At 53.6% G+C, this 23,754-nt stretch carries 18 protein-coding genes and 1 pseudogene; 5 read left to right on the top strand and 14 right to left on the bottom strand.

Features of this window, described 5'->3' with window-relative positions; translation table 11 throughout:
• Positions 1 to 26: 26 nt before the first annotated feature.
• From OGY18_RS18335 to glpE, 3 genes are all read right to left on the bottom strand, one after another.
• Positions 27 to 785 carry a DeoR/GlpR family transcriptional regulator gene (locus OGY18_RS18335; protein ID WP_275397920.1) on the bottom strand — a complete coding sequence of 253 codons (759 nt, stop codon included), beginning with the start codon at positions 783 to 785 and terminating at the stop codon, positions 27 to 29.
• A 95-nt stretch (positions 786 to 880) separates the two neighbouring features.
• On the bottom strand, positions 881 to 1,711 hold the full coding sequence (glpG, locus tag OGY18_RS18340; RefSeq protein WP_286553933.1) for a rhomboid family intramembrane serine protease GlpG: 831 nt from the start codon (positions 1,709 to 1,711) through the stop codon (positions 881 to 883).
• A 75-nt stretch (positions 1,712 to 1,786) separates the two neighbouring features.
• Positions 1,787 to 2,113: a thiosulfate sulfurtransferase GlpE gene (gene glpE, locus OGY18_RS18345; RefSeq protein WP_003827629.1), complete on the bottom strand. Its 327-nt coding sequence runs from the start codon at positions 2,111 to 2,113 to the stop codon at positions 1,787 to 1,789.
• Between the two features lie 198 nt (positions 2,114 to 2,311).
• Between glpE and glpD the strand changes: the two genes are divergently transcribed.
• Positions 2,312 to 3,820 carry a glycerol-3-phosphate dehydrogenase gene (glpD, locus tag OGY18_RS18350; protein ID WP_218667124.1) on the top strand — a complete coding sequence of 503 codons (1,509 nt, stop codon included), beginning with the start codon at positions 2,312 to 2,314 and terminating at the stop codon, positions 3,818 to 3,820.
• Between the two features lie 142 nt (positions 3,821 to 3,962).
• On the opposite strand, the gene glgP is transcribed toward glpD, so the two are convergent.
• From glgP to asd, 6 genes are all read right to left on the bottom strand, one after another.
• Positions 3,963 to 6,410 (bottom strand): glycogen phosphorylase, encoded by a 2,448-nt coding sequence (glgP, locus tag OGY18_RS18355; RefSeq protein ID WP_148361377.1) that lies wholly within the window; start codon positions 6,408 to 6,410, stop codon positions 3,963 to 3,965.
• A gap of 19 nt (positions 6,411 to 6,429) precedes the next feature.
• Entirely contained in the window at positions 6,430 to 7,863 is a 1,434-nt protein-coding gene (gene glgA / locus OGY18_RS18360; RefSeq protein ID WP_148361376.1) for a glycogen synthase GlgA, read from the bottom strand.
• A complete protein-coding gene (gene glgC / locus OGY18_RS18365) occupies positions 7,863 to 9,158 on the bottom strand; it encodes a glucose-1-phosphate adenylyltransferase (protein WP_148361375.1) in 1,296 nt (431 codons plus the stop codon). The genes glgA and glgC overlap by 1 nt, the downstream gene beginning before the upstream one ends.
• Before the next feature lie 14 nt (positions 9,159 to 9,172).
• Positions 9,173 to 11,149 (bottom strand): glycogen debranching protein GlgX, encoded by a 1,977-nt coding sequence (gene glgX, locus OGY18_RS18370; protein WP_126956389.1) that lies wholly within the window; start codon positions 11,147 to 11,149, stop codon positions 9,173 to 9,175.
• Positions 11,149 to 13,332, bottom strand: coding sequence for a 1,4-alpha-glucan branching enzyme (gene glgB, locus OGY18_RS18375; protein ID WP_286553936.1), 2,184 nt, complete (start codon positions 13,330 to 13,332; stop codon positions 11,149 to 11,151). The genes glgX and glgB overlap by 1 nt, the downstream gene beginning before the upstream one ends.
• A gap of 273 nt (positions 13,333 to 13,605) precedes the next feature.
• On the bottom strand, positions 13,606 to 14,712 hold the full coding sequence (gene asd / locus OGY18_RS18380) for an aspartate-semialdehyde dehydrogenase (RefSeq protein WP_003827614.1): 1,107 nt from the start codon (positions 14,710 to 14,712) through the stop codon (positions 13,606 to 13,608).
• Positions 14,713 to 14,902: 190 nt separating this feature from the next.
• Here asd and yhgN point away from each other — a divergent pair, with 190 nt between their 5' ends.
• Entirely contained in the window at positions 14,903 to 15,496 is a 594-nt protein-coding gene (yhgN, locus tag OGY18_RS18385; protein ID WP_003023480.1) for an NAAT family transporter YhgN, read from the top strand.
• 454 nt (positions 15,497 to 15,950) lie between these two features.
• Positions 15,951 to 16,396, top strand: a pseudogene (locus tag OGY18_RS18395) (hypothetical protein).
• Positions 16,397 to 16,491: 95 nt separating this feature from the next.
• Here the strand turns inward: OGY18_RS18395 and gntU are convergent.
• From gntU to OGY18_RS18420, 5 genes are all read right to left on the bottom strand, one after another.
• Complete coding sequence (gntU, locus tag OGY18_RS18400) at positions 16,492 to 17,832, bottom strand: gluconate transporter (RefSeq protein WP_003827609.1); 1,341 nt, start codon at positions 17,830 to 17,832, stop codon at positions 16,492 to 16,494.
• A complete protein-coding gene (gene gntK, locus OGY18_RS18405) occupies positions 17,832 to 18,362 on the bottom strand; it encodes a gluconokinase (RefSeq protein ID WP_003023475.1) in 531 nt (176 codons plus the stop codon). The genes gntU and gntK overlap by 1 nt, the downstream gene beginning before the upstream one ends.
• A 141-nt stretch (positions 18,363 to 18,503) precedes the next feature.
• Positions 18,504 to 19,499, bottom strand: a complete 996-nt coding sequence (gntR, locus tag OGY18_RS18410; protein WP_003023473.1) for a gluconate operon transcriptional repressor GntR — start codon at positions 19,497 to 19,499, stop codon at positions 18,504 to 18,506.
• A gap of 294 nt (positions 19,500 to 19,793) precedes the next feature.
• Positions 19,794 to 20,489 (bottom strand): quercetin 2,3-dioxygenase, encoded by a 696-nt coding sequence (gene yhhW / locus OGY18_RS18415; RefSeq protein WP_016151113.1) that lies wholly within the window; start codon positions 20,487 to 20,489, stop codon positions 19,794 to 19,796.
• Positions 20,490 to 20,612: 123 nt separating this feature from the next.
• A complete protein-coding gene (locus OGY18_RS18420; protein WP_286553939.1) occupies positions 20,613 to 21,650 on the bottom strand; it encodes an oxidoreductase in 1,038 nt (345 codons plus the stop codon).
• Between the two features lie 428 nt (positions 21,651 to 22,078).
• Between OGY18_RS18420 and yhhY the strand changes: the two genes are divergently transcribed.
• A complete protein-coding gene (yhhY, locus tag OGY18_RS18425; RefSeq protein ID WP_286553941.1) occupies positions 22,079 to 22,567 on the top strand; it encodes an N-acetyltransferase in 489 nt (162 codons plus the stop codon).
• A 46-nt stretch (positions 22,568 to 22,613) separates the two neighbouring features.
• Positions 22,614 to 23,498, top strand: coding sequence for a hypothetical protein (locus tag OGY18_RS18430; protein WP_286553944.1), 885 nt, complete (start codon positions 22,614 to 22,616; stop codon positions 23,496 to 23,498).
• The last annotated feature ends 256 nt before the right edge of the window (positions 23,499 to 23,754 follow it).

A 23,754-nucleotide genomic window follows, 5' to 3' on the forward strand; every position in this document is an offset into this window, starting at 1 on the left:
CAACGCTTATCAGGCCGGGAATTACCTTAGCACAGCTCTAACTGGATATGATGGTCAGCAATCACCTGCATCACACCAGCAGGCGGCAGCGTGTCGGTATATACCGCATCCACCATGCTGATGCTGCCCATATTCACCATCGCGTTACGCCCAAACTTCGAGTGGTCCACCACCAGCATCACATGCCGTGAATTCTCAATGATCGCGCGTTTGGTGCGAACTTCGTGATAATCAAACTCCAGAAGAGAACCATCGGTGTCGATGCCGCTGATCCCTAAGATGCCGAAGTCCAGACGGAACTGAGAAATAAAGTCGAGGGTCGCTTCACCCATAATACCGCCGTCGCGGCTACGCAGTTCACCACCGGCGAGGATTATGCGGAAATCCTCTTTCGCCATCAGCGTGTTCGCCACATTGAGGTTGTTGGTCACAATACGTAAATTGCTGTGATTAAGCAGCGCGTGAGCCACCGCTTCCGGCGTGGTTCCGATATCAATAAACAGCGTAGAGCCGTTCGGGATCTGCGTGGCAACTTTGCGGGCAATGCGCTCTTTTTCCGCAGTCTGCGTCGCTTTACGGTCATGCCACGGGGTGTTGACCGAGCTGGATGGCAGCGCCGCGCCTCCGTGATGGCGCAAAATCATGTTCTGATCGGCCAGATCGTTAAGATCGCGGCGAATCGTCTGCGGGCTGACGGAGAAATGCTCCACCAGCTCTTCAGTACTGACGTATCCCTGTTTTTTTACCAGCTCGATGATCGCGTCATGTCGTTGTGTTTGCTTCATTATGGTTCCCTGAAATTTTGCCGGATGCGCTGACGCTTATCCGGCCTACAAATTGGTCCAAACGCACACCGCCTTCCGGCACCACAAAACTTGAGTCAAGTTCGTTTTCGTACATTTATAGTATCGGCAAACGCCATTGCCAGACCCACGGCCAATCCGGCGATATGAGCGCCATTCGCCATCGACATGCCGAATAGATCAAACCAGCCGGCAACAATCCAGATCAAAGCAAAGATAATCAAACCACGCTGCAGGAAAATACCGCTTTGCGGATCGCGCTCGCCGCGCAACCACACGTAGCCCATCAGCGCATATACCACGCCAGACAGTCCACCAAACCACGGGCCGCTAAATTTCTGCTGAACATAGCCGCTCAACAGGGCGCTGATCACGGTAATTACAATCAGTTTTCCACTGCCCAGACGCTTTTCAACCGCACCGCCGAGATACCACCACCACAACAGGTTGAACAGAATATGCATCAGCGAGAAGTGCATAAAAGCGTGGGTGAAATAACGCCAGAATTCAAATTTCAGCGAAGGGTCAAACGGCCATGCCAGCCAGAGCATCACCGCCTGGTCGCCCAGCACGTTCATCGCAATAAACACCAGCACACACGCGGCCATCACCAACCAGGTTACCGGACCTGCGCGTTCGCGCAATGTGGCCAGGAACGGATAACGCTGGTAGTGCAGACCGCTGTCGGTCTGACCCGACTGCCAGCTTGCCGCGAGGTAGCGCGGATCGCCCGGATTCTCCAGAAATCGCGCCAGTTCAGCATGCACGCGCTCGGCCTGGGACTCATCCGCCAGCCAGACATCCGTTTGCTGATGTTGTTGAATCGTCAGGGTAACGCCCTGTGTCGCCATATAATCAACAAATGCCTGCGCCACGCGGGGGTTAGCAAAAGAGGTAATCATCAACATGGTTGCTGTCGCTTCATCCACACAAAAGAGGACAGTATATATACCCTGCCCGTTTCAGGCTGCATCTTTGTTAGCTTACGAACCGTATGCCACTTCTGCCGGAAAGTGTCGATGCCAGGCGTCGAAGCCGCCGTCAACGCTGTAAACCGCGTCATAGCCCTGCTGAAGAAGATATTGCGCCGCGCCTTTACTGCTGTTGCCGTGATAACACATCACCAACACGGCGGTGTCGAAATCATGCTCGCGCATAAATGACCCCAGCGTGTCGTTCGTCAGATGAAACGCCTGCGGGGCATGACCCATGGCATAGCTTTGCGGATCACGGATATCCACTAACACCGCGCTACCCTGATGCAGCTTCTGATGCGCTTCTTCGACATTAATACATTCAAACTGATCCATTGCTCTCTCTTCTTTATATGGCAGGTGACGCTTTTCGGACATGTTACTGCTTAGTGTACGTCCCGACGGCAGTTAAACGCCATAATGTTATATGTATCACTGTAAATTGTTTATCCGATGTTACCAATGGCGCGATTCTTTGCTATTATGCTCGATAACGAACATTAATGAGCTATAACGAAAGTGCGAGAGGCCAGCATGGAAACCAAAGATCTGATTGTGATAGGTGGAGGCATCAACGGTGCCGGTATCGCGGCAGATGCCGCTGGACGCGGTTTATCCGTGCTGATGCTGGAAGCGCAGGATTTAGCCTGCGCCACCTCTTCCGCTAGCTCCAAACTCATCCACGGTGGCCTGCGCTACCTGGAACACTACGAATTTCGTCTGGTAAGCGAAGCGCTGGCCGAACGTGAAGTGCTGTTGAAAATGGCACCGCATATCGCCTTCCCGATGCGCTTTCGTCTGCCCCACCGCCCGCACCTGCGTCCGGCGTGGATGATCCGCATTGGTTTGTTTATGTACGATCATCTGGGCAAACGCACCAGTTTGCCAAGTTCTACCGGTTTGCGTTTTGGCGCAGATTCCGTAATGAAACCTGAGATTGTGCGCGGTTTCGAATATTCTGACTGCTGGGTAGACGATGCGCGACTGGTTTTGGCAAACGCCCAAATGGTCGTACGCAAAGGCGGAGAAGTATTAACCCGCACTCGCGCCACTTCTGCTCGCCGTGAAAACGGTCTGTGGATTGTTGAAGCTGAAGATATCGATACCGGCAAAAAATACACCTGGCAGGCGCGTGGCCTGGTCAACGCCACCGGTCCGTGGGTGAAAGAGTTCTTCGACGACGGTATGCACCTGCCATCGCCGTACGGCATTCGCCTGATTAAAGGCAGCCACATCGTAGTGCCGCGCGTACATACCCAGAAGCAAGCTTATATTCTGCAAAACGAAGATAAACGCATTGTGTTTGTTATCCCATGGATGGATGAATTCTCGATCATTGGGACGACAGACGTTGAATACAAAGGCGATCCGAAAGCAGTGAAAATTGATGAAAGCGAAATCAATTACCTGCTGAAGGTCTACAACGCGCACTTTAAGAAACAGCTGGGCCGTGGTGATATCGTCTGGACTTACTCGGGCGTGCGTCCGCTGTGCGATGACGAGTCTGACTCACCGCAGGCGATCACCCGTGATTACACGCTGGATATCCACGACGAAAACGGCAAAGCGCCGCTGCTGTCGGTCTTTGGCGGTAAGCTGACGACCTATCGTAAGCTGGCTGAGCACGCGATGGAAAAACTGGCATCGTACTATCAGGGAATTGGTCCGGCGTGGACGAAAGAGTGCATTCTGCCTGGCGGTGACATTGGCGGCGATCGCGAAGATTACGCAGCCAAACTGCGCCGTCGATACCCGTTCCTGACCGAGTCGCTGGCACGCCATTATTCTCGCACCTACGGCAGCAACACCGAATGGGTCATCGGCGAAGCCACCTCGCTTGCCGAGTTAGGTGAAGACTTTGGCCATGAGTTTTATGAGGCCGAGCTGAAATATCTGGTCGATCACGAATGGGTTCGTCGCGCGGAAGATGCGCTGTGGCGTCGCACGAAAGAAGGTATGTGGCTGAACGCTGAGCAGCAGTCACGCATGACCCAGTGGCTGGCGGAGTATATCGAGAAACACCAGCTGTCGCTGGCGTCGTAAGCAAGTACACGAACGTAGGCCGGGCAAGCGAAGCGCCCCCGGCAACGAGCGCCCTGTAGGCCCGGTAAGCGTCATCGCTATCGGGCCTTTTGCCGGATGGCGGCTAGCGCCTTATCCGGCCTACAGGTAGTCCTATCCCTTATTACAACCGCACCGAATCAATATGCCAGATGTTTTCGGCGTACTCTTTGATCGTCCTGTCCGACGAGAAGTACCCCATGTTGGCGATATTAATCATCGACTTGGTGGTCCACTCTTCCGGGTGACGATACAGTTCATCAACCTTATCCTGGCAATCAACGTAGCTGCGATAATCCGCCAGAACCTGATAGTGGTCGCCAAAGTTAATCAGCGAATCCACCAGGTCGCGATAGCGTCCCGGCTCCTCAGGGCTGAATACGCCGCTGCCGATCTGCGTCAGCACCTGGTGCAGCTCTTCATCTTTCTCGTAATACTCACGCGGCTTGTAGCCCTGGCTGCGTAAAGCCTCGACCTCTTCCGCCGTATTACCAAAGATAAAGATATTTTCTGCGCCCACATGCTCCAACATCTCAACGTTGGCACCGTCCAGCGTCCCGATGGTCAGCGCGCCGTTAAGAGCAAATTTCATATTACTGGTACCGGAGGCTTCGGTCCCGGCCAGAGAAATCTGCTCAGACAGATCGGCAGCAGGAATAATCACCTGCGCCAGGCTGACGCTGTAGTTGGGGATAAACACCACTTTCAGCTTGTCGCCAATTTGCGGATCGTTGTTGATCACTTTCGCGACGTCGTTGATCAGGTGAATGATGTGTTTCGCCATGTAATAAGCAGAAGCCGCTTTACCTGCGAAGATATTCACACGCGGTACCCACTCAGCGTCAGGATCGGCCTTAATGCGGTTGTAGCGGGTAATCACATGCAGCACGTTCATCAACTGACGTTTGTATTCGTGAATACGCTTTATCTGCACATCAAACAGCGATTTCGGGTTCACCACCACGTTCAGCTGCTGGGCAATAAGCGTGGCCAGACGCTTTTTATTCTCCAGCTTCGCGCGGCGCACCGCCTGATTTACCAGCGGGTAATCGCAGTGCTGCTCAAGCTCACTGAGCTGGCTGAGATCGGTTCGCCAGGTGCGTCCAATGTTCTCATCCAGCACTTCAGAGAGCGACGGGTTGGCTAGCGCCAGCCAGCGACGCGGCGTCACGCCATTGGTGACGTTGCAAAAACGAGTCGGGAAAATCTTCGCAAAATCAGCAAACAGTGACTGCACCATCAGGTTGGAGTGCAGCTCGGAAACGCCGTTAACCTTGTGGCTCACCACCACCGCCAGCCATGCCATACGCACACGACGGCCGTTAGATTCATCGATAATCGACGTCCGCCCCAGCAGATCGGTATCGTTCGGATACTGTTCCTGTAACGTTTTCAGGAAGTAGTCGTTGATTTCAAAGATGATTTGCAGATGGCGCGGCAGAATTTTGCCCAGCATATCGACAGGCCAGGTCTCCAGCGCTTCGCTCATCAAAGTGTGGTTGGTATACGAGAAGACCTGGCAGCAGACCTCAAACGCATCGTCCCAGCTGAACTTATGCTCATCGATCAGCAAACGCATTAGCTCTGGGATCGACAGCACCGGATGGGTGTCGTTGAGGTGAATGGCAATTTTATCCGCCAGGTTGTCGTAGGTTTTGTGCAGCTGGTAATGACGGCTCAGAATGTCCTGCACCGTGGAGGAGACCAGGAAATACTCCTGGCGCAGCCGCAGTTCACGTCCTGAATAGGTGGAGTCGTCCGGGTACAGTACGCGGGAGACGTTCTCGGAGTGGTTTTTATCTTCCACCGCCGCAAAGTAGTCGCCCTGGTTAAATTTACCGAGATTAATCTCGCTACTGGCCTGGGCATTCCACAGACGCAGCGTGTTGGTGGCGTCGGTGTCGTAGCCGGGGATAATCTGGTCGTAGGCGACCGCGAGGATCTCTTCGGTTTCTATCCAGCGCGTTTTCTTACCTTCCTGCTGAATGCGCCCGCCAAAACGCACTTTGTAGCGCGTGTTGTGGCGTTTGAATTCCCACGGGTTACCGTATTCCAGCCAGTAGTCCGGCGACTCTTTCTGGCGGCCATCAACAATGTTCTGCTTGAACATGCCGTAGTCATAACGAATACCGTAGCCGCGTCCCGGCAATCCCAGCGTTGCCAGAGAGTCCAGAAAGCAGGCCGCCAGGCGCCCGAGACCGCCATTGCCAAGACCCGGGTCGTTTTCTTCGTCGATCAGATCTTCAAGATCCAACCCCATTCCTTCCAGCGCATTTTTGACATCGTCATAAATGCCCAGCGATAACAGTGCATTGGAAAGCGTGCGGCCAATCAGAAACTCCATAGACAGGTAATAGACCTGACGAGTTTCCTGAGATAATTGCGCACGGTTAGAACGCAGCCAGCGCTCCACGAGACGGTCGCGCACCGCGAACAACGTGGCGTTCAGCCACTCATGTTTATTGGCAATGACCGGGTCCTTACCAATCGTGAACATCAGCTTATAGGCAATAGAATGCTTAAGTGCCTCTACGCTGAGTGTGGGCGATGCATAAGTAAATGGAGCATTCATATAGGTGATTCCTGGATATCTATTTCAAGCGATAGTAAAGCTCACGGTATGACTTCGCCGCGACTTGCCAGCTAAAATCCATGGTCATGGCCTGACGTTGTACAAACCGCCAAAGCGAAGGCCGGGACCACAATACGAAAGCACGCCGGATCGCGCGTAACAGCGACCAGGCATTACTATCTTCAAATACAAACCCACTGGCGATACCGTCCGCCAGGTTTTCCAGCGAACTGTCAGAGACTGTATCAGCCAGCCCACCGGTGCGCCGCACCAGCGGCAGCGTGCCGTACTTCAGTCCATACAACTGCGTTAAGCCACACGGCTCAAAACGGCTGGGAACCAATATCACATCGGCCCCACCCATGATGCGGTGCGAGAAGGCTTCGTGATAGCCGATCTGCACACCCACCTGTCCTGGATGTTCCGCCGCTGCGGCGAGGAATCCTTCCTGTAATACCGGATCGCCCGCGCCTAGCAATGCCAGCTGTCCACCCTGCTCTAACAACCCCGGCAGCGCTTCCAGCACCAGATCCAGCCCTTTTTGACTGGTCAGACGGCTCACCACAGCAAACAGCGGTACTTTATCGTTGACCTTAAGTCCCATCGCTATCTGAAGCTGACGTTTGTTTTCTGCCTTCTCCTCCAGCGTGTCGCGCGTATATCGCGATGCCAGCAGGAGATCGGTTTCCGGGCTCCAGATTTTTTCATCAACGCCGTTCAGCACGCCGGAAAGGCGCCCTTCGCGATGACGTTGCTGCAACAGACCTTCCATGCCGTAGGCAAACTGCGGCTCGGTAATTTCCCGCGCGTAGGTCGGACTGACCGCCGTAATGTGGTCGGCGTAGTACAACCCTGCCTTCAGAAACGAAATCTGCCCGTTAAACTCCAGTCCGTGCACATTAAAGAACGACCATGGCAATTGGATGTCATCCATATGCTTTGCATAAAACATGCCTTGATACGCCAGGTTGTGGACGGTGAACACCGATTTCGCCGGATGGCCGCGCGCCGCCAGATACGCCGGAGCCAGACCCGCATGCCAGTCGTGCGCATGCACCACATCCGGGCGCCAGAATGGGTCAAGGCCACAGGCCATTTCACAGCCAACCCAGCCCAGCAATGCAAAACGCTGCACGTTATCGGTATAAGCAAACAGGTTAGTGTCGTGATACGGACTACCGGGGCGGTCATAGAGATGCGGCGCGTCAATCAGGTAAATACCCACGCCGTTGAAATGCCCGAACAGCAACGTGATACGTCCGGCGAAGGTATCCCGACGCGTCACGACCTGTGCATCGGGAATGCCGCGACGAATATCAGGAAATGCCGGGAGCAGCACGCGGGCATCCACGCCGTCCGCTATTTGCGCTGCGGGTAACGCCCCAAGAACATCCGCCAGTCCCCCGGTTTTTAACAGGGGGAACATCTCTGAACAAACGTGTAAAACCTGCATTATCGCTCCTGTTTGATCTGCAGTTTGCGCAGCATTTCACGCGTGACCAGCACAATACCTTCCTCTGAACGGTAGAAACGACGTGCATCTTCTTCCGCATTTTCACCAATTATCATGCCTTCAGGAATAACGCAGGCGCGGTCGATAATGCAACGACGTAAGCGGCACGAACGTCCCACCCACACTTCAGGTAACAACACTGCCGAATCAATGTTACAGAATGAATTCACCCGCACTCGCGGGAACAGAACGGACTGCACCACCACCGAACCTGAAATTATGCATCCGCCAGAAACCAGCGAGTTCAGCGTCATTCCGTGGCTGCCGGAACGGTCCTGAACAAATTTTGCCGGTGGCAGCGATTCCATGTGCGTACGGATTGGCCAGTCCTGGTCGTACATGTCCAGTTCAGGCGTCACCGAAGCCAGATCGAGGTTCGCCTTCCAGTAGGCTTCCAGCGTACCCACATCACGCCAGTACGGCTCGGATTCCGGGTCAGACTGCACGCAGGACAACGGGAATGGATGTGCATACGCCATGCCAGCTTCGGTGATTTTCGGGATAATGTCTTTACCGAAATCGTGACTGGAGTTTTCATCGAGGTCATCTTCCGCCAGCAATTCATACAGATAATCGGCGTTGAAAACGTAGATCCCCATACTGGCAAGAGATTTGGTCGGGTCGCCTGGCATGGCTGGCGGGTTAGCGGGTTTTTCAACAAACTCGATAATTTTGTCGCTGTCGTCCACGTCCATTACGCCAAACGCGCTGGCCTCTTCAATAGGCACTGGCATACAGGCCACTGTGCAACGCGCGCCTTTCTCGACGTGGTCGATCAGCATGCGTGAGTAGTCCTGCTTGTAGATATGATCGCCCGCGAGGATCACCACATATTCCGCTTTATAGCGTCGAATGATGTCCAGGTTTTGGGTCACCGCATCCGCCGTGCCGCGATACCAGTTTTCACCCTGCATTCTCTGCTGGGCAGGCAGCAAATCGACAAACTCATTCATCTCTTCGCTAAAGAATGACCAGCCGCGCTGAATGTGCTGCACAAGCGTGTGGGACTGGTACTGGGTGATCACGCCAATGCGACGGATCCCGGAGTTAATACAGTTGGATAAGGCAAAATCGATAATGCGGAACTTACCGCCAAAGTGCACAGCAGGTTTGGCACGTTTGTTGGTTAAATCTTTTAAGCGGGTACCGCGGCCACCGGCCAGGATCAGGGCAACAGATTTTAATGGCAGCTGGCGCGCCAACATTACACGATCGTTCTTCTCTAAACTCACCATGACTAACTCCTTTTTTATCTTCTCTGGAACACACACAGTCCGTGCGCAGGTCCCTGCCAGACAGCCGTAAGCACCGGATTATCCTCTCCGGCAAATGGGGGAACGGCGCACCATCCCCCTTCAGGTAAAACGATATCTGTCACCTCAAGCGTGGCATTTATTGCAATCAGAAAACGGTCTGAAAGCAGGATTTGCATCTGCCTCGGGCCGTTTTGCCACTCATCCGCACTTAAGGGTTGTGCGTACTTATTCAGCCAACGAACATTGCCATCGCCCTCTTCCCACCAGCGATCACCCGTTAATGCAGGAATTTGCTGACGAAGATGGATCAGGGCTGCGGTAAATGTGGTTAGTCCGCTGTTTGCCTGCTGCCAGTCCAGCCAGGTTAGGACGTTATCCTGGCAGTAAGCGTTATTGTTGCCGTGCTGGCTATGACCATGCTCATCGCCCGCCAGCAACATCGGCGTCCCCTGGGAGAGCAACAGCGTGGTTAACAGCGCATGAATGCTGTCGCGCCGCCGCTCAATCAGGTCCAGCGTGCCGCCTAATCCTTCTTTACCATGATTGTCGCTGTAGTTATTGCTAGTGCCGTCGCGATTTTCCTCACCATTCGCTTCATTGTGCTTATTTGTGAAGCACACACAGTCGCGTAGCGTAAAACCGTCGTGCGCAGTCACCAGATTGACCGTCGCGCTGGGTTTGCGACCATTGCGTTTAAACACGTCGCTTGATGCGGCAAAACGCCCGGCAAACTCACCCAACGAGAGATTACGCTGGAGCCAGAAGCGTCGGGTCGCATCGCGGAAATGGTCATTCCACTCGGCAAACGGCGGAGGGAAATTCCCCACCTGATAGCCGCCTTCACCAATATCCCACGGTTCCGCAATCAGCTTAACGCGTGAGAGCTGCGGACAGTTTTGGATCGCGGTAAACAGCGGCGCATCCTGACGAAACGCAGGTGTACGCCCCATGACGGAAGCCAAATCAAAACGAAAACCATCCACATGGCAGGTTTCAACCCAGTAGCGCAGGCATTCACATGCGTATTCCACAACGCCGGGATGGCTCAGATTGAGGGTGTTCCCACAACCGGTCCAGTTGTAGTAATCACCATCGTCCCTGATCCAATAATAGCTACGGTTATCAATTCCGCGCAGCGAGAAGACGGGGCCTTCGAGATCCAGCTCGGCGCTGTGGTTCAAAACGATATCGAGAATGACCTCAATCCCCGCTTTGTGCAGCGCTTTTACCGCGTCGCGAAACTCATCAAGCGCACTCTCCGGCGAACAGGCATAGGCCGGATGCAGCGCGAACATCGCTACCGGGTTGTAGCCCCAATAGTTCGACAGCCCCAGCCGTTGAAGCCGTGGTTCGCTGGCAAAATGCGCCACCGGCAGCAGCTCCAGCGCGGTAATGCCGAGGCGCTTGAAGTAATCGATCATCACTGGATGGCCCAGCGCTTTGTAGGTTCCGCGAATCTCTTCCGGCAGCTCAGGATGCAAATACGTCAACCCTTTGACATGCGCTTCGTAAATCACGGTATTGCCCCACGGCGTGCGCGGCGGGGCATCATCCTCCCAGTCATAATGATCGGACACCACCACGCCCTTCAGCGCGATGGTGGCATTATCATGATGATCCGGTTCATTTAGCCCACCGTGCAGCAGCGGGTTATCTTTTAACTCGCCATCCACCCGACGGGCGCAAGGGTCAAGCAGCAGCTTGGCCGGATTAAACCGGTGGCCCTGCTGCGGTTGCCATGGGCCATGAACACGATAGCCATAGCGCAGACCGGGCCGGGCGTTGGCCAGATAGCCATGCCAGACATCACCGCTACGCCCCGGCAGGTCATAGCGAAGTTCGCACCCTTGCTCATCGAATACGCATAATTCAACGCGTTCAGCGTGGGCCGAGAAGAGTGTGAAATTGACACCATGGCCGTCATACGTTGCACCATGGGGGGTGGCGTTGCCGGTTGCCAGTTGCGTCATTACCCCTCCCGGACCAGCCAAATCGTTGCCAACGGCGGTAACGTGAGGCTCAGTGAGTGCTGACGACCATGGCTGGCGATTTCATCGCTGTGCACCGCACCGCCGTTACCGGTATTGCTGCCGTGGTAATGCATCGAGTCGGTATTGAGGATCTCACGCCATTTGCCTGGCTGATTGATACCGAAGCGATAGCCGTGGCGGGGCACAGGCGTAAAGTTACTGACCACGATGATTTCATTGCCGACCTTGTCACGACGCACGAAAGCCAGCACCGAACGTTCATTGTCATCTACCACCAGCCACTCAAAGCCATAGGCGTCAAAGTCGAGCTCGTGCAGCGCTTTGTGATGACGGTAGGTGTGGTTCAGATCGCGCACCAGACGCTGTACGCCGTGGTGCCAGTTATCGCCACCTTCCAGCAGGTGCCAGTCGAGGCTGGCGTCATGGTTCCATTCACGTCCCTGCGCAAACTCGTTGCCCATAAACAGCAGTTTTTTGCCCGGGAAGGCCCACATCCAGCCGTAGTAGGCGCGCAGGTTGGCAAACTTCTGCCATGCGTCTCCCGGCATGCGATCGAGAATGGATTTTTTACCGTGTACCACTTCATCATGCGACAGCGGCAGGACAAAGTTTTCGGTGTAGTTGTACAGCATGCCGAAGGTCAGCTTGTCGTGATGGTACTGACGATGAATCGGGTCCAGCTTCATGTAGTCCAGCGTGTCGTGCATCCAGCCGAGGTTCCACTTATACCAGAACCCTAAACCGCCCATATCCTGTGGTCTTGAAACGCCGGCAAAGTCGGTGGACTCTTCCGCCATGCTCACCGCGCCCGGAACTTGCTCGCCAAGAATGCGGTTGGTATTGCGCAAAAACTCAATGGCTTCAAGGTTTTCACGACCACCAAATTCGTTTGGGATCCATTCCCCTTCTTTGCGGCTGTAGTCGCGATAAATCATCGACGCCACGGCATCCACGCGCAACGCGTCGATCCCAAAACGTTCAATCCAGTACAGAGCATTACCCACCAGGTAGTTGCTGACTTCACGGCGACCGTAGTTGTAGATCAGCGTGTTCCAGTCCTGGTGATACCCTTCGCGCGGGTCGCTGTGCTCATAAAGGTTAGTGCCATCAAACTCTGCCAAACCAAAGTCGTCCGATGGGAAATGGCCCGGCACCCAGTCGAGAATGACGTTCAGCCCCGCCTGATGCGCGGCATTCACGAAATAGCGGAAATCATCACGCGTCCCGAAGCGACGGGTCGGCGCATACATGCCGGTAGGTTGGTAACCCCAGCTACCGTCGAACGGATGCTCGTTAATCGGCAACAGTTCGAGGTGGGTAAAGCCCATCCACTTGGCGTAAGGCACTAACTGATCCGCCAGCTCGCGGTAGCTCAGCCAGAAGTTGTTATCGGTATGACGACGCCATGAACCCAGATGTACTTCATAGATAGAGATCGGCGCATCAAACTGATTGGCTTTTTTACGCTCCTCGCTTTGCACCACTTTTTCCGGCAGACCGCAAATAAGTGACGCGGTTTCCGGGCGCATTTGCGCTTCAAACGCGTAAGGGTCGGCTTTAATCCGCAGCTTACCGTTGGCATCGATCATCTCGTATTTATACAGCTGACCATGCTGCGCACCGGGGATAAACAACTCCCAGATACCGCTTTCTTTACGCAGGCGCATCGGGTGGCGACGGCCATCCCAGTAGTTGAACTGACCAACCACCGAAACACGCTGGGCGTTGGGTGCCCAGACGGAGAAACGAGTACCGGTGACGCCATCCATGGTATCCGCATGCGCACCCAGCGTTTCGTAAGGTCGCAGATGCGTACCTTCAGATAACAGCCATGCATCCATATCCTGGATCAGCGGACCAAAACGATAAGGGTCATCAATCAGATTCTGCTGTCCATGCCAGACAACGGCCAGCTGATAGTGAAAGAAATTTTTACGGCGGGGAAGTACTGCACAGAAAAAACCGCGAGAGTCGAGGCAATCCAGCTTGCCGACTTTGCGTCCGGTTTTGGGTTCGATCACCCACACTTCGGTGGCGTCAGGTAATAGGGCGCGGACTTCGAGTCCAGCATCAGTTTGGTGCATACCGAGTACGGAAAAAGGATCCGCAAAATGGCCTGCAATTAGCGCATTAATCACGTCTCTATCGATACGAACGGACATGGTTGTCATCCTGTTTTATGGTGTCACCCCTTCCAACTGATTTTCGACATCAGGTAGTGACACTTTTTTTGACCTGAACGGCGCAGCACAATTGTGCATCCTCTCTGCGTCGTCCCACCTTCAGGCAACAACTTAATACCTCCGGTACTAAGTCACCCTTAAAGAATAGCCAATGCTTTATCTTACTCCTGGTAAAAAATGAAACATCTGCGCTTACTCCTGTATTACGCAAAAAAAGGGGTGATTCCTCACCCCTTGATCGTTAACAAACTATTACGCCAATTGGCGCAGCATACGGCGCAATGGCTCCGCAGCACCCCACAGCAACTGGTCGCCCACGGTAAAGGCTGACAGGAACTCCGGTCCCATGTTCAGCTTACGCAGACGGCCTACTGGCGTGGTCAGCGTGCCGGTGACGGCCGCCGGGGTTAGCTCACGCATGGTGATATCCCGATCGTTTGGTACAACTTTGGCCCACGGATTGTGCGCCGCCAGCAGTTCTTCCACGGTCGGAATAGACACATCTTTTTTCAGTTTAATGGTGAACGCCTGGCTGTGGCAGCGCAGCGCGCCGACGCGCACGCACAGACCATCAACCGGGATCACGGAAGACGTGTTGAGAATTTTGTTGGTTTCCGCCTGTCCCTTCCACTCTTCGCGGCTCTGACCGTTATCGAGCTGTTTGTCGATCCACGGAATCAGGCTACCGGCCAGCGGTACGCCAAAGTTATCAACCGGCAGTTCGCCGCTGCGGGACAGGGTCGTCACTTTACGTTCGATGTCGAGAATAGCAGAGGAAGGGGTCGCCAGTTCCTCGGCCACATGGCCATACAGATGCCCCATCTGAGACAGCAGTTCACGCATATGGCGCGCGCCGCCGCCGGAAGCCGCCTGATAGGTTGCCACGGAAACCCAGTCAACCAGGTCATTGGCAAACAGGCCACCGAGAGACATCAGCATCAGGCTAACGGTACAGTTGCCGCCGACAAAGGTCTTAATACCTTTATTCAGGCCGTCGGTGATGACATCCTGGTTAACCGGATCGAGAATAATGATGGCATCGTCTTTCATACGCAGCGAAGAGGCTGCGTCAATCCAGTAACCTTGCCAACCGCTTTCACGAAGCTTTGGATAGATTTCGTTGGTATAATCGCCGCCCTGACAGGTCACGATGATATCGAGCGCCTTCAGCGCATCCAGATCAAAAGCGTCCTGAAGTGTGCCGGTCGCGGTGCCACCGAACGTCGGTGCCGCCTGCCCAAGCTGGGAAGTAGAGAAGAAAACAGGGCGAATGGCGTCGAAGTCACGCTCCTCAACCATGCGTTGCATGAGAACAGAGCCGACCATACCGCGCCAGCCGATAAAACCAACATTTTTCATAGCGTTTTTTCCTGCAGAGATGTGTGCTGTGTATGCTAACCAGTATCCTACTGGCCTATCCTTCACCATACAAAAAGCAGCCAAAGTCGCAAGTGAAATTAATCAATGATAGCGAAGCCATCAGTAATGCGACTTATCCCGCTGCGCAAGCAAGCAGAAAGTCCGCGGTAATTATCAGGGAATTTGAGTTATGAATGAAATCATTTCAGCGGCAGTTTTATTGATCCTGATTATGGATCCGCTCGGAAATCTGCCCATTTTCATGTCCGTATTGAAACATACCGAACCAAAACGTCGCCGCGCGATTATGATTCGCGAGCTGTTTATTGCGCTGTTGGTGATGCTGATATTCCTGTTTGCGGGCGAGAAAATTCTGGCATTTCTTAACCTGCGTGCAGAAACCGTATCGATCTCCGGGGGCATCATTCTGTTCCTGATCGCCATTAAGATGATTTTCCCCAGCGCCACCGGGAATAGCACCGGGCTTCCGGCTGGTGAAGAGCCGTTTATCGTACCGCTGGCGATTCCGCTGGTAGCCGGGCCGACAATCCTGGCCTCATTAATGTTGTTGTCGCATCAGTATCCAAACCAGATGGGGCACCTGGTGATTGCGCTGCTGATCGCCTGGGGCGGCACATTCGTGATTTTGCTGCAGTCTTCGCTATTTTTACGCCTGCTGGGAGAGAAAGGGGTTAACGCGCTGGAGCGCCTGATGGGGCTGATTCTGGTGATGATGGCAACCCAGATGTTCCTCGACGGCGTTCGGATGTGGATGAAGGGGTAACGCACTCACTTTATGCCGGGTGGCGGCTTCGCCTTACCCGGCCTACGGTGTCGATATGTGCTCGTTTGTAGGCCCGGTAAGCGCTAGCGCCACCGGGCAATCAGCGCCGTGAATGTGTTTGTGAGAAACACCTCAATCATTTAAGTCTCTGAAAAAGCGTATTTTCATTTCTGCGAAGCACCTTCCGGAATACGCTCTTGTCAGCATCGCGGATAAGAATTATCTTCTCGCTGCACCTGCAAAATCAGGTGCCAGGATTGGTCCCCTGATTACCTCATTCGCGATAAAATTCACTTTTGTCGTGCGACCAGCTACACCTCAATGGTGGGCTGGACGGTGGCGTCACAAGACGCACCGGTATCCAATGAGGCCGGTAGGACCAACTCCGTTCAGCCCGCCACCAAAAGGTTGGTCCCTTCGGTGGTGGTAAATTTCACTCATTGGAGGCTGCCCTATGGCGACTACCCCTCTCTTTTCACACTCTTATTTACCCTGCCCTTTAGCCATGCAACGGATTTTACCGAGCTGGCAGATAACTGTGAGCGTTTTGTCGAAGGGCTTGTTGAATGTCATGACCCTGTTGAAAAACTGGCGATATGTGCGCGCCTGTCGGCCTGTCTGGCACTACTACAAGCAACCTTAACGGAACCTGTACCGCAGCATCTACAGGCCAGCCTGACGGTAGAAACCTTACCGACCCGCACTCCCCTCTTTGAACCCGAACCAGATCAGATGGGGCGTTACTGCCAGCTTTTGACGCATTTACTGATGAGCAAAACGCTGTCTGACGAGATGGAACGCGTGGCGGGCGATTTACTGCAGGATTTGGTAGGCTATTTCGCCGATACGTTAAAAGCGCCGCGTTGGTTGAAAATCGAGGATGGTGTGATGGTGCTGTAAAAAAGCCGGGTGGCGGCTTCGCCTTACCCGGCCTACGGTGTTGATATATGCTCGTTTCCAGGCCCGGTAAGCGCAAGCGCCACCGGGCAATGCCATCAGCTCAACAGCTGGAAGGCAATCATACCGACAATCGCGCCGACCGTACCGAGGATGGTTTCCATCATCGTCCAGGTCTTCAGCGTTTGCGCTTCGGTCGCGCCGGTAAATTTACCGAACAACCAGAAACCGGCATCGTTAACGTGGCTGACCACGATAGAGCCGCCCGCGATACAGATAGACAGCGCTGCCATCTGAGCACCGGAATAGTTCAGTTGCTCAATCACTGGCATCACCAGACCGACCGCCGTTAAGCAGGCCACGGTCGCGGAACCCTGAATGATACGCACCGCCGCCGCCAGCACGAAGCAGGTGATGGCAATCGGCAAGCCCATACCGGTTAACGCTTCGCCCAGCGCCGGACCAACGCCGGAATCCACCAGTACCTGTTTGAACACACCGCCCGCGCCAATCACCAGCAGAATAATTCCCGCTGGCTGCAGCGCATGGCCGCAGATCTCCATCACGCGGTCTTTTGGCATGCCCTGGCGCACCGCCAGACCGTAAATCGCCACCAGACAGGCAACCAGAATCGCGGTAAACGGATGACCGATAAACTCGAACCATTCGTAGGTTGAAGAACCGACCGGAACAAAGCGTGCGGCGATGGTTTTCAGACCAACCAGCACCAGCGGCAGCAGGATAAGCGATAAGCTGAAGCCAAAGGAGGGCATTTTGCCTTCGCCCAGATGCGGCTCGGTAATGTCTTCCGGTACGTGCAGCTCAACGTAACGGCTGATGAAATTACCCCACAGCGGCCCGGCGATAATCATGCCCGGAATCGCGGCGCACAGGCCAATCAGGATCATCCAGCCAAAGTCGGCGTGCATCTGAGAGGCCAGCAGCATCGGCGCAGGCCCCGGCAGCAGGAACGCTGCGGCAGCCGCCACGCCCGCAAACAGCGGAATGACCAACTTAACCAGGTTAGTACCGGTATGGCGTGCCATTGAAAACGCTACGCTAATCAGTAGCACAATCGCCACCTCAAAGAACAGCGGCAGCGCGCAAATTAGACCGGCCAGGCCAATCGCGTAATGTGCGCGGCTGTGACCGAAGGATTTCAGCATTTTGACGGCAATCTGATCGACCGCGCCGGTCTCATGCAAAATCTTGCCGAACATCGCCCCCAGCGCCACCACAATCGCCAGGAAACCGAGCGTGCCTCCCATCCCTTTTTCCATGGTCGCCGCGATTTTATCGAGCGGCATACCGGAAAAGAGACCTGCACCAATGGATACCACCATCAAAGCAACGAAGGCGTGCATACGCGCCTTCATCACTAAAAACAGCAGTAATAAAACGGACCCTACTGCTGTTAAAACAAGCGTTAATGTGCTCACTACTTACTGCCTTGGTTAATAACCTCAATGGTGCTGGCGACCACACCGTCCAGTGGTTGATCGATATCGACCACCAGTACATCGTTTTCATTCGCACCCGGTTCTTCCAGCGCTTCAAACTGGGTAACCAGCATCTGTGTTTTGAAGAAGTGGCCTTTACGCGCCTTCAGACGGCTTTCGATAACGTCAAAATCCCCTTTCAGATAAATGAAAGAGAGGTTCGGGTTACCGTCGCGCAACTGGTCGCGGTAGACTTTTTTCAAGGCAGAACAGACGATCAGCGAAACCTTGTTGGTACGCTGCATCGCAAAAGCGGCGTCATTCAGCGCCTGTAGCCACGGTTTACGGTCGTCATCGTTGAGTGGCTCACCGGAAGCCATTTTCATGATGTTGCTGCGCGGATGGAGAAAATCGCCATCAAGAAACGCGGCCTGCAGTTGATGCGCCACTTCGCTGGCGACAGCAGATTTACCGCTGCCCGATACGCCCATCAGAACGTAAACGTGGTGATCATGATTAGTCGTGCTCAAAGCGTTGCCCCCACTGGTACAAGAATCAGGAAATTGTTACGGGTAACTGTTATCGGTAACATTGTCCAGCCGGATAAATAGAGAAGCAATATCCATTCGTGCTCGAAGTGTATAAGTGTGAGCTACTTCAAAGTTGTTGGCTTAAATAGATCCGCCCGGTGACAAGGTGAAACCTAAATCTAACATTTTAGGCGTGACTGCTTCACCACGAATGCGCGCCAGCAGGCGTTCTGCGCCAATGCTGCCCATCCGTTCACGCGGCGTGAGCACACTCGCCAGACGCGGCTCCATCACCTGCCCGATGTCGTGACCGTGGAATCCGGCAATCGCCATGTCATCCGGGATTTTCAGCCCTAAACGCTGGCATTCGAAGGCCGCCCCTACCGCCAGGTCATCGTTGGTACAGAAAATGCCGTCGAGCTGCGGGTATTCGCGCCGCGCCTGACGGATGAGTTCAATACCGGAGGAGTAGGAAGAAGACTGTTCCACCATCACGCTGTACGGCACCAGGTTGGCATCGCGCATTGCCTGCTCGTAGCCTCTCTGTTTGATGATAGTACGCTCATCAAGACGTGCGCCAAGATAGGCTACATGACGGTGCCCGCGGGCGATAATAGCGGCAGTCATCTGACGCGCGGCTTCGAAGTTGTCGAAACCGACGGCGATATCCAGACACGGAGACTGGCTGTCCATCAATTCAACCACCGGGATACCCGCAACCTCAATCATTTTCAGCGTACGGGGCGTATGGCTACGTTCGGTGAGGATCAGGCCATCGATATTCCACGACAGCATCGATTCCAGGCGCTCTTGTTCCATCTCAGGCTTATAGCCGTAGTGCGCGAGCATGGTTTGATAACCATGGGCGTCGGTGACGGCCTCAATGCCGCGTAGCACTTCAGCAAAAACCTGGTTAGTGAGAGACGGTAACAGCACGCCGATAGCGCGGCTGGTGGCGTTAGAAAGGATATCAGGAGCGCGATTGGGAATATAACCCAGCTCATCAAGTGCAGCGGCAATTTTGCCCCGCAGCGCCACGGAGACCTGCTCCGGATTACGCAAAAAGCGACTGACCGTCATTTTGGTCACGCCCACGCGGTCGGCTACATCCTGAAGTACGGGTCTTTTCTTTTTCATCGTCCTGAAGCGTTAAAAAGGGATAGATTCCCCCAGTTTACCACGGACGTGCGTGAACCTTCGCAGAGAAAAAAAGGAGTTTTTTATTGTGATAAATACACAAAATCATTCGAGTTGCATCAAGGCGGCGACGCAGTGACAAATTCGTCAGGAACGAATTTGAACAACCGAAGGTTGCCTCTGGTGAGGGACAAGGATGTCCCTCATTAAATCCCCGGGAGCGTACATTAAGTACGCGACCGGGGTGAGCGAGGAAAGCCAACACAGATGCAGCTTGAAGGATGACGTGTATTTTTATACTGGCGGCAGATCAAACAACAACACTTCACTGTCGCTGTCGGCATGAATAGAAATTGCCTGTTCATCCCAGATTGCCAGACCGTCGCTGGTGGTCGCTTTGGTCCCGTTAATCGTCACGTTACCTTTTACGACCTGGATCCACACGCGGCGTTCCGCGGCAATCTGATGCACCGACTGCTCATCTTTGAGCAGCGCCCAACGGTACAGCTCCATATCCTGGTACACTTTCAGCGAACCATCACGGGCATCCGGCGACAGCACCAGTTGTTTACCCTGAGCGGCATCGAAACGGCGCTGTTCATAGCGCGGCGTAATACCGTTTTCCTGCGGCATGATCCAGATCTGATACAAATGCAGCTTCTCAGTATTGCTCGGGTTGTACTCCGAGTGACGGATCCCCGTCCCGGCGCTCATGATCTGAAACTCACCGGCCGGAACCTGCTCTTTATTGCCCATGCTATCCTGATGCTCCACCGCGCCTTCCAGCACATAGGTCAGAATTTCCATGTCTTTATGGGGGTGAGTGCCAAAGCCCTGGCCTGCATCGATTACGTCATCGTTAATCACGCGCAGTGCCGAGAACCCCATAAAGTTCGGGTCATAGTAGTTGGCAAAAGAGAAGGTATGCCAGGAATCGAGCCAGCCATGATTAGCGTGGCCACGGTCGTTAGCTTTGCGTAAGTAGATCATTGTGTTCACCCCCAGATGTTTTCGATGGAGTAAGTGTGGACTCAATCCGCCTGGGATCATAGAGGGTGAAAATTGACTCCTCTGTTCAAAAAATATGAACAAGCCCAGAGGAGTCTGTGCAGGCTATTTGGCGAGGGTTATCGTGGCAGGCGTTGCTTGTTCAAAGGCACGTTCGAGGATCTCCAGGTTGGTAAGAACTTCAGATTCCTTGACGTAATTAGGCGTACCGGCGGTTAGCGTCTGGTACAGCGAATCATAGACGCGACCGTAGTCCCCCACTTCCGGCTTCACCTCTTCTTTCACCGTGATGCCGTCATCGTTGACGTACTCCAGCACCCCAACAGAATCATCAGCAGCGAAACCTGGCTCACCCGGCATGATATTAGCCTTCAGACTGGTTTCCTGCTGGTCGATGCCGTACTTCACAAACGAGCCTTTGGTGCCATGGACGATAAACTTCGGATAGTCGATTTTCACCAGATGACTGGTTTTAACAATGGCTTTCAGGTCGCCGTAAAACAGCTGCGCTTCAAAGGTATCGTCCGGGTTCGCTTTGTTGCGCAGGCTGCGGATGTCGTAGGCCACATGATCGGGGCGTCCGAACAACGAGATAATCTGATCCATGGTGTGTACGCCCAGACCATAAAACGCGCCGTCCTGCGGCAGTCCCGGCTTGGTTTCTGCTTCAGGACGGTAGTAATCGAAATGGCTTTCAACCTCAACAATCTTGCCGAGCTTGCCGCTCTCAATGGCTTTTTTCGCGGTGAGGAAGCAGGAGTCAAAACGACGATTCTGATACGGCGTAACGGTCAGCCCTTTACTTTGCGCCAGCTCGAACAGCTCTTTTGCTTGCACAAGCGTCGGCGTGAAGGGTTTCTCAACCAGCACATTTTTACCCGCTTCCAGCGCGCGTTTAGCGTATTCAAAATGGCTGTCAGCATGGGTACAGACGATAACCAGTTTCACCTGCGGATCGTTTAAGATCTCGTCGAGGTCGCTGGTGAAGTGAATATGTGAATACTGCGGCGCCTGCTCTTCTGGCCTGGCGTTGCGGCGAAAAATATGCGCGACGTGCCAGCTATTTTTGCGGTTGAGGACGTACGGCAAATGGTAGCGAGTGGTGCTTTTACCGAATCCAATAAATGCGCAGTGTAAGGTCATGAGACGATCCTTTTGAAGGTGATTGTCTACACCATAGCGCAAAGCGGCTGGAGACTGAATCCATCCTGTCATCGTGCCGGATGCGGCGTTGCCTTATCCGGCCTACAAAACCCAGGTCTCAGCTGTAGGCCGGATAAGCGCAAGCGCCATCCGGCATCAGTCGCCCCACCCCGGGGACAAAATGACAAGTAAGCCAGGCTGAAACAAAACCCCAAAAAAAAAGCCAGCAAAAGCTGGCTAAAGTAATACTGGAAGCAATGTGAGCAATGTCGTGCTTTCAGGTTCTCCGTAGGGGTTCCCCTGAACGCAGAGCAATAATAATCATTCTCATTCGCACTTGTCTACTTCTTTTTGCAAAAAAATGCAGTTGACGGATTTTTCTTTCTCAGCGAGTGTAAATGCACAATTAACCCTGCAGGAGATAAGGAATGAGTGAGATAGTGATACGCCACGCTGAACCGAAAGATTACGACGCAATTCGTCAGATCCACGCCCAGCCGGAGGTGTACCACAACACGCTACAGGTTCCTCATCCTTCCCTCGAAATGTGGCAAGCACGGCTAACCGAGCAAGCCGGTGTCAAACAACTGGTTGCCTGCATTGACGGTATCGTCGTGGGGCATCTCTGTATTGAGGTCGCGCAGCGCCCGCGCCGCAGCCACGTGACCGATTTTGGTATCTGCGTGGATGCCAGGTGGCACAATCGTGGCGTTGCCAGCGCGCTGATTCGTACGATGATCGACATGTGCGACAACTGGCTGCGCGTCGAGCGCATTGAGCTGACGGTATTTGTTGATAATGAGCCTGCTGTAGCAGTCTATAAGAAGTACGGCTTTGAAATCGAAGGCACCGGTAAGAAATACGGCCTGCGCAACGGTGAGTATGTTGATGCCTACTTTATGGCGCGCGTGAAATAAATTTAAGGGCGAGTCATATCGCCCTGCTTATTGAAAGGACGCAATAGTGAAAAAGTACCTTCCCCTGGTGTTGCTGGCCTCGCTCTCCCCTGCTTTTGCCACTACCGTACAAAATCTCGATTCTGTACCCAGTGCCATCCAACATCCGGAAGGTAAACAGATTTTCGCTGAACAAATGGCGGGAGCAACACCCGCGAAAGGATTTGGTGAGCTTCCTCAGGGCTTATCTGAAAAGCAGTGGATTGCCTGGGTTGCACCGAATGAAGATCCTGACAACCTGATTCTGACTGGTGCTAAATCTTGGGGAAAAGACGGTAAATATATTGGCATTGCCTGTTTCGCCGATAATAAGGCTGACACCGTGCAAGCAAAAAAATACGCGGATAACACCTGTCCGGAAAACTACAGCAACGGGCGCGCTAATAAATTATATCTCGGCGTTTTTTCCTGGCAGAATCCACAGCTAACGCCGATTGCACGCTCGGAAAAACCGTTAAACCAGCTCTCAGAGTGGAATAAAGCCGCAGAAAAAGAGAGCGATGATGAGTCCGTCAGACCGCTGGCTTATTATACAAAACTGGATCTGGCACCCTACCGGATCGCCCCCGATACCCTGGCATTCGGGGTGCGGGGTGGATACTCTGATGCGTATTCCGGCGGCGGCGCATTTTATGAAGTGCTGGAACTCTACACCATCAAAGACAGCAAGATAATCAACGTGTTTTCTGACCTTGTTTATTACTATTCGGACATTGCTGGAGACTGGAATAAAGACGGCACAAGGCAGCACGACATCAGCGAAAGTAAGTACATTCTTAAAATGCGCTCGGCAAAGACGCACGGGTTTTATGACTTAGAGCGCGTTAACCTACAGGATAAAAGCAGCCAAATATTCCGCTGGTCCGAATCACTGCAGCGATATGCGCCATAACCTACCGGTCAGGCCTACATCGTTCAAAACGCTGTAGGCCATTCTTTTTATATCCCACCGAAAAATTCAAGAACGGAAGCGCCATCCAGTCCTGACATAGAGTTGTTGATTACAGCCTATCGCCTTCCCCCACCGTCATGTTCAGGCTTAACAACCACCTGAATTATATGGTTATTCAGCTTTCTATCTTCATCGCTATTTTTCGTAACTTTAATAATATTAATATTACATTTTTGTTTTTTTTTGGTTTCTGCCA

The sequence above is a fragment of the Citrobacter sp. Cpo142 genome (assembly GCF_030332425.1).
GTDB classification, from domain to species: domain Bacteria; phylum Pseudomonadota; class Gammaproteobacteria; order Enterobacterales; family Enterobacteriaceae; genus Citrobacter; species Citrobacter portucalensis.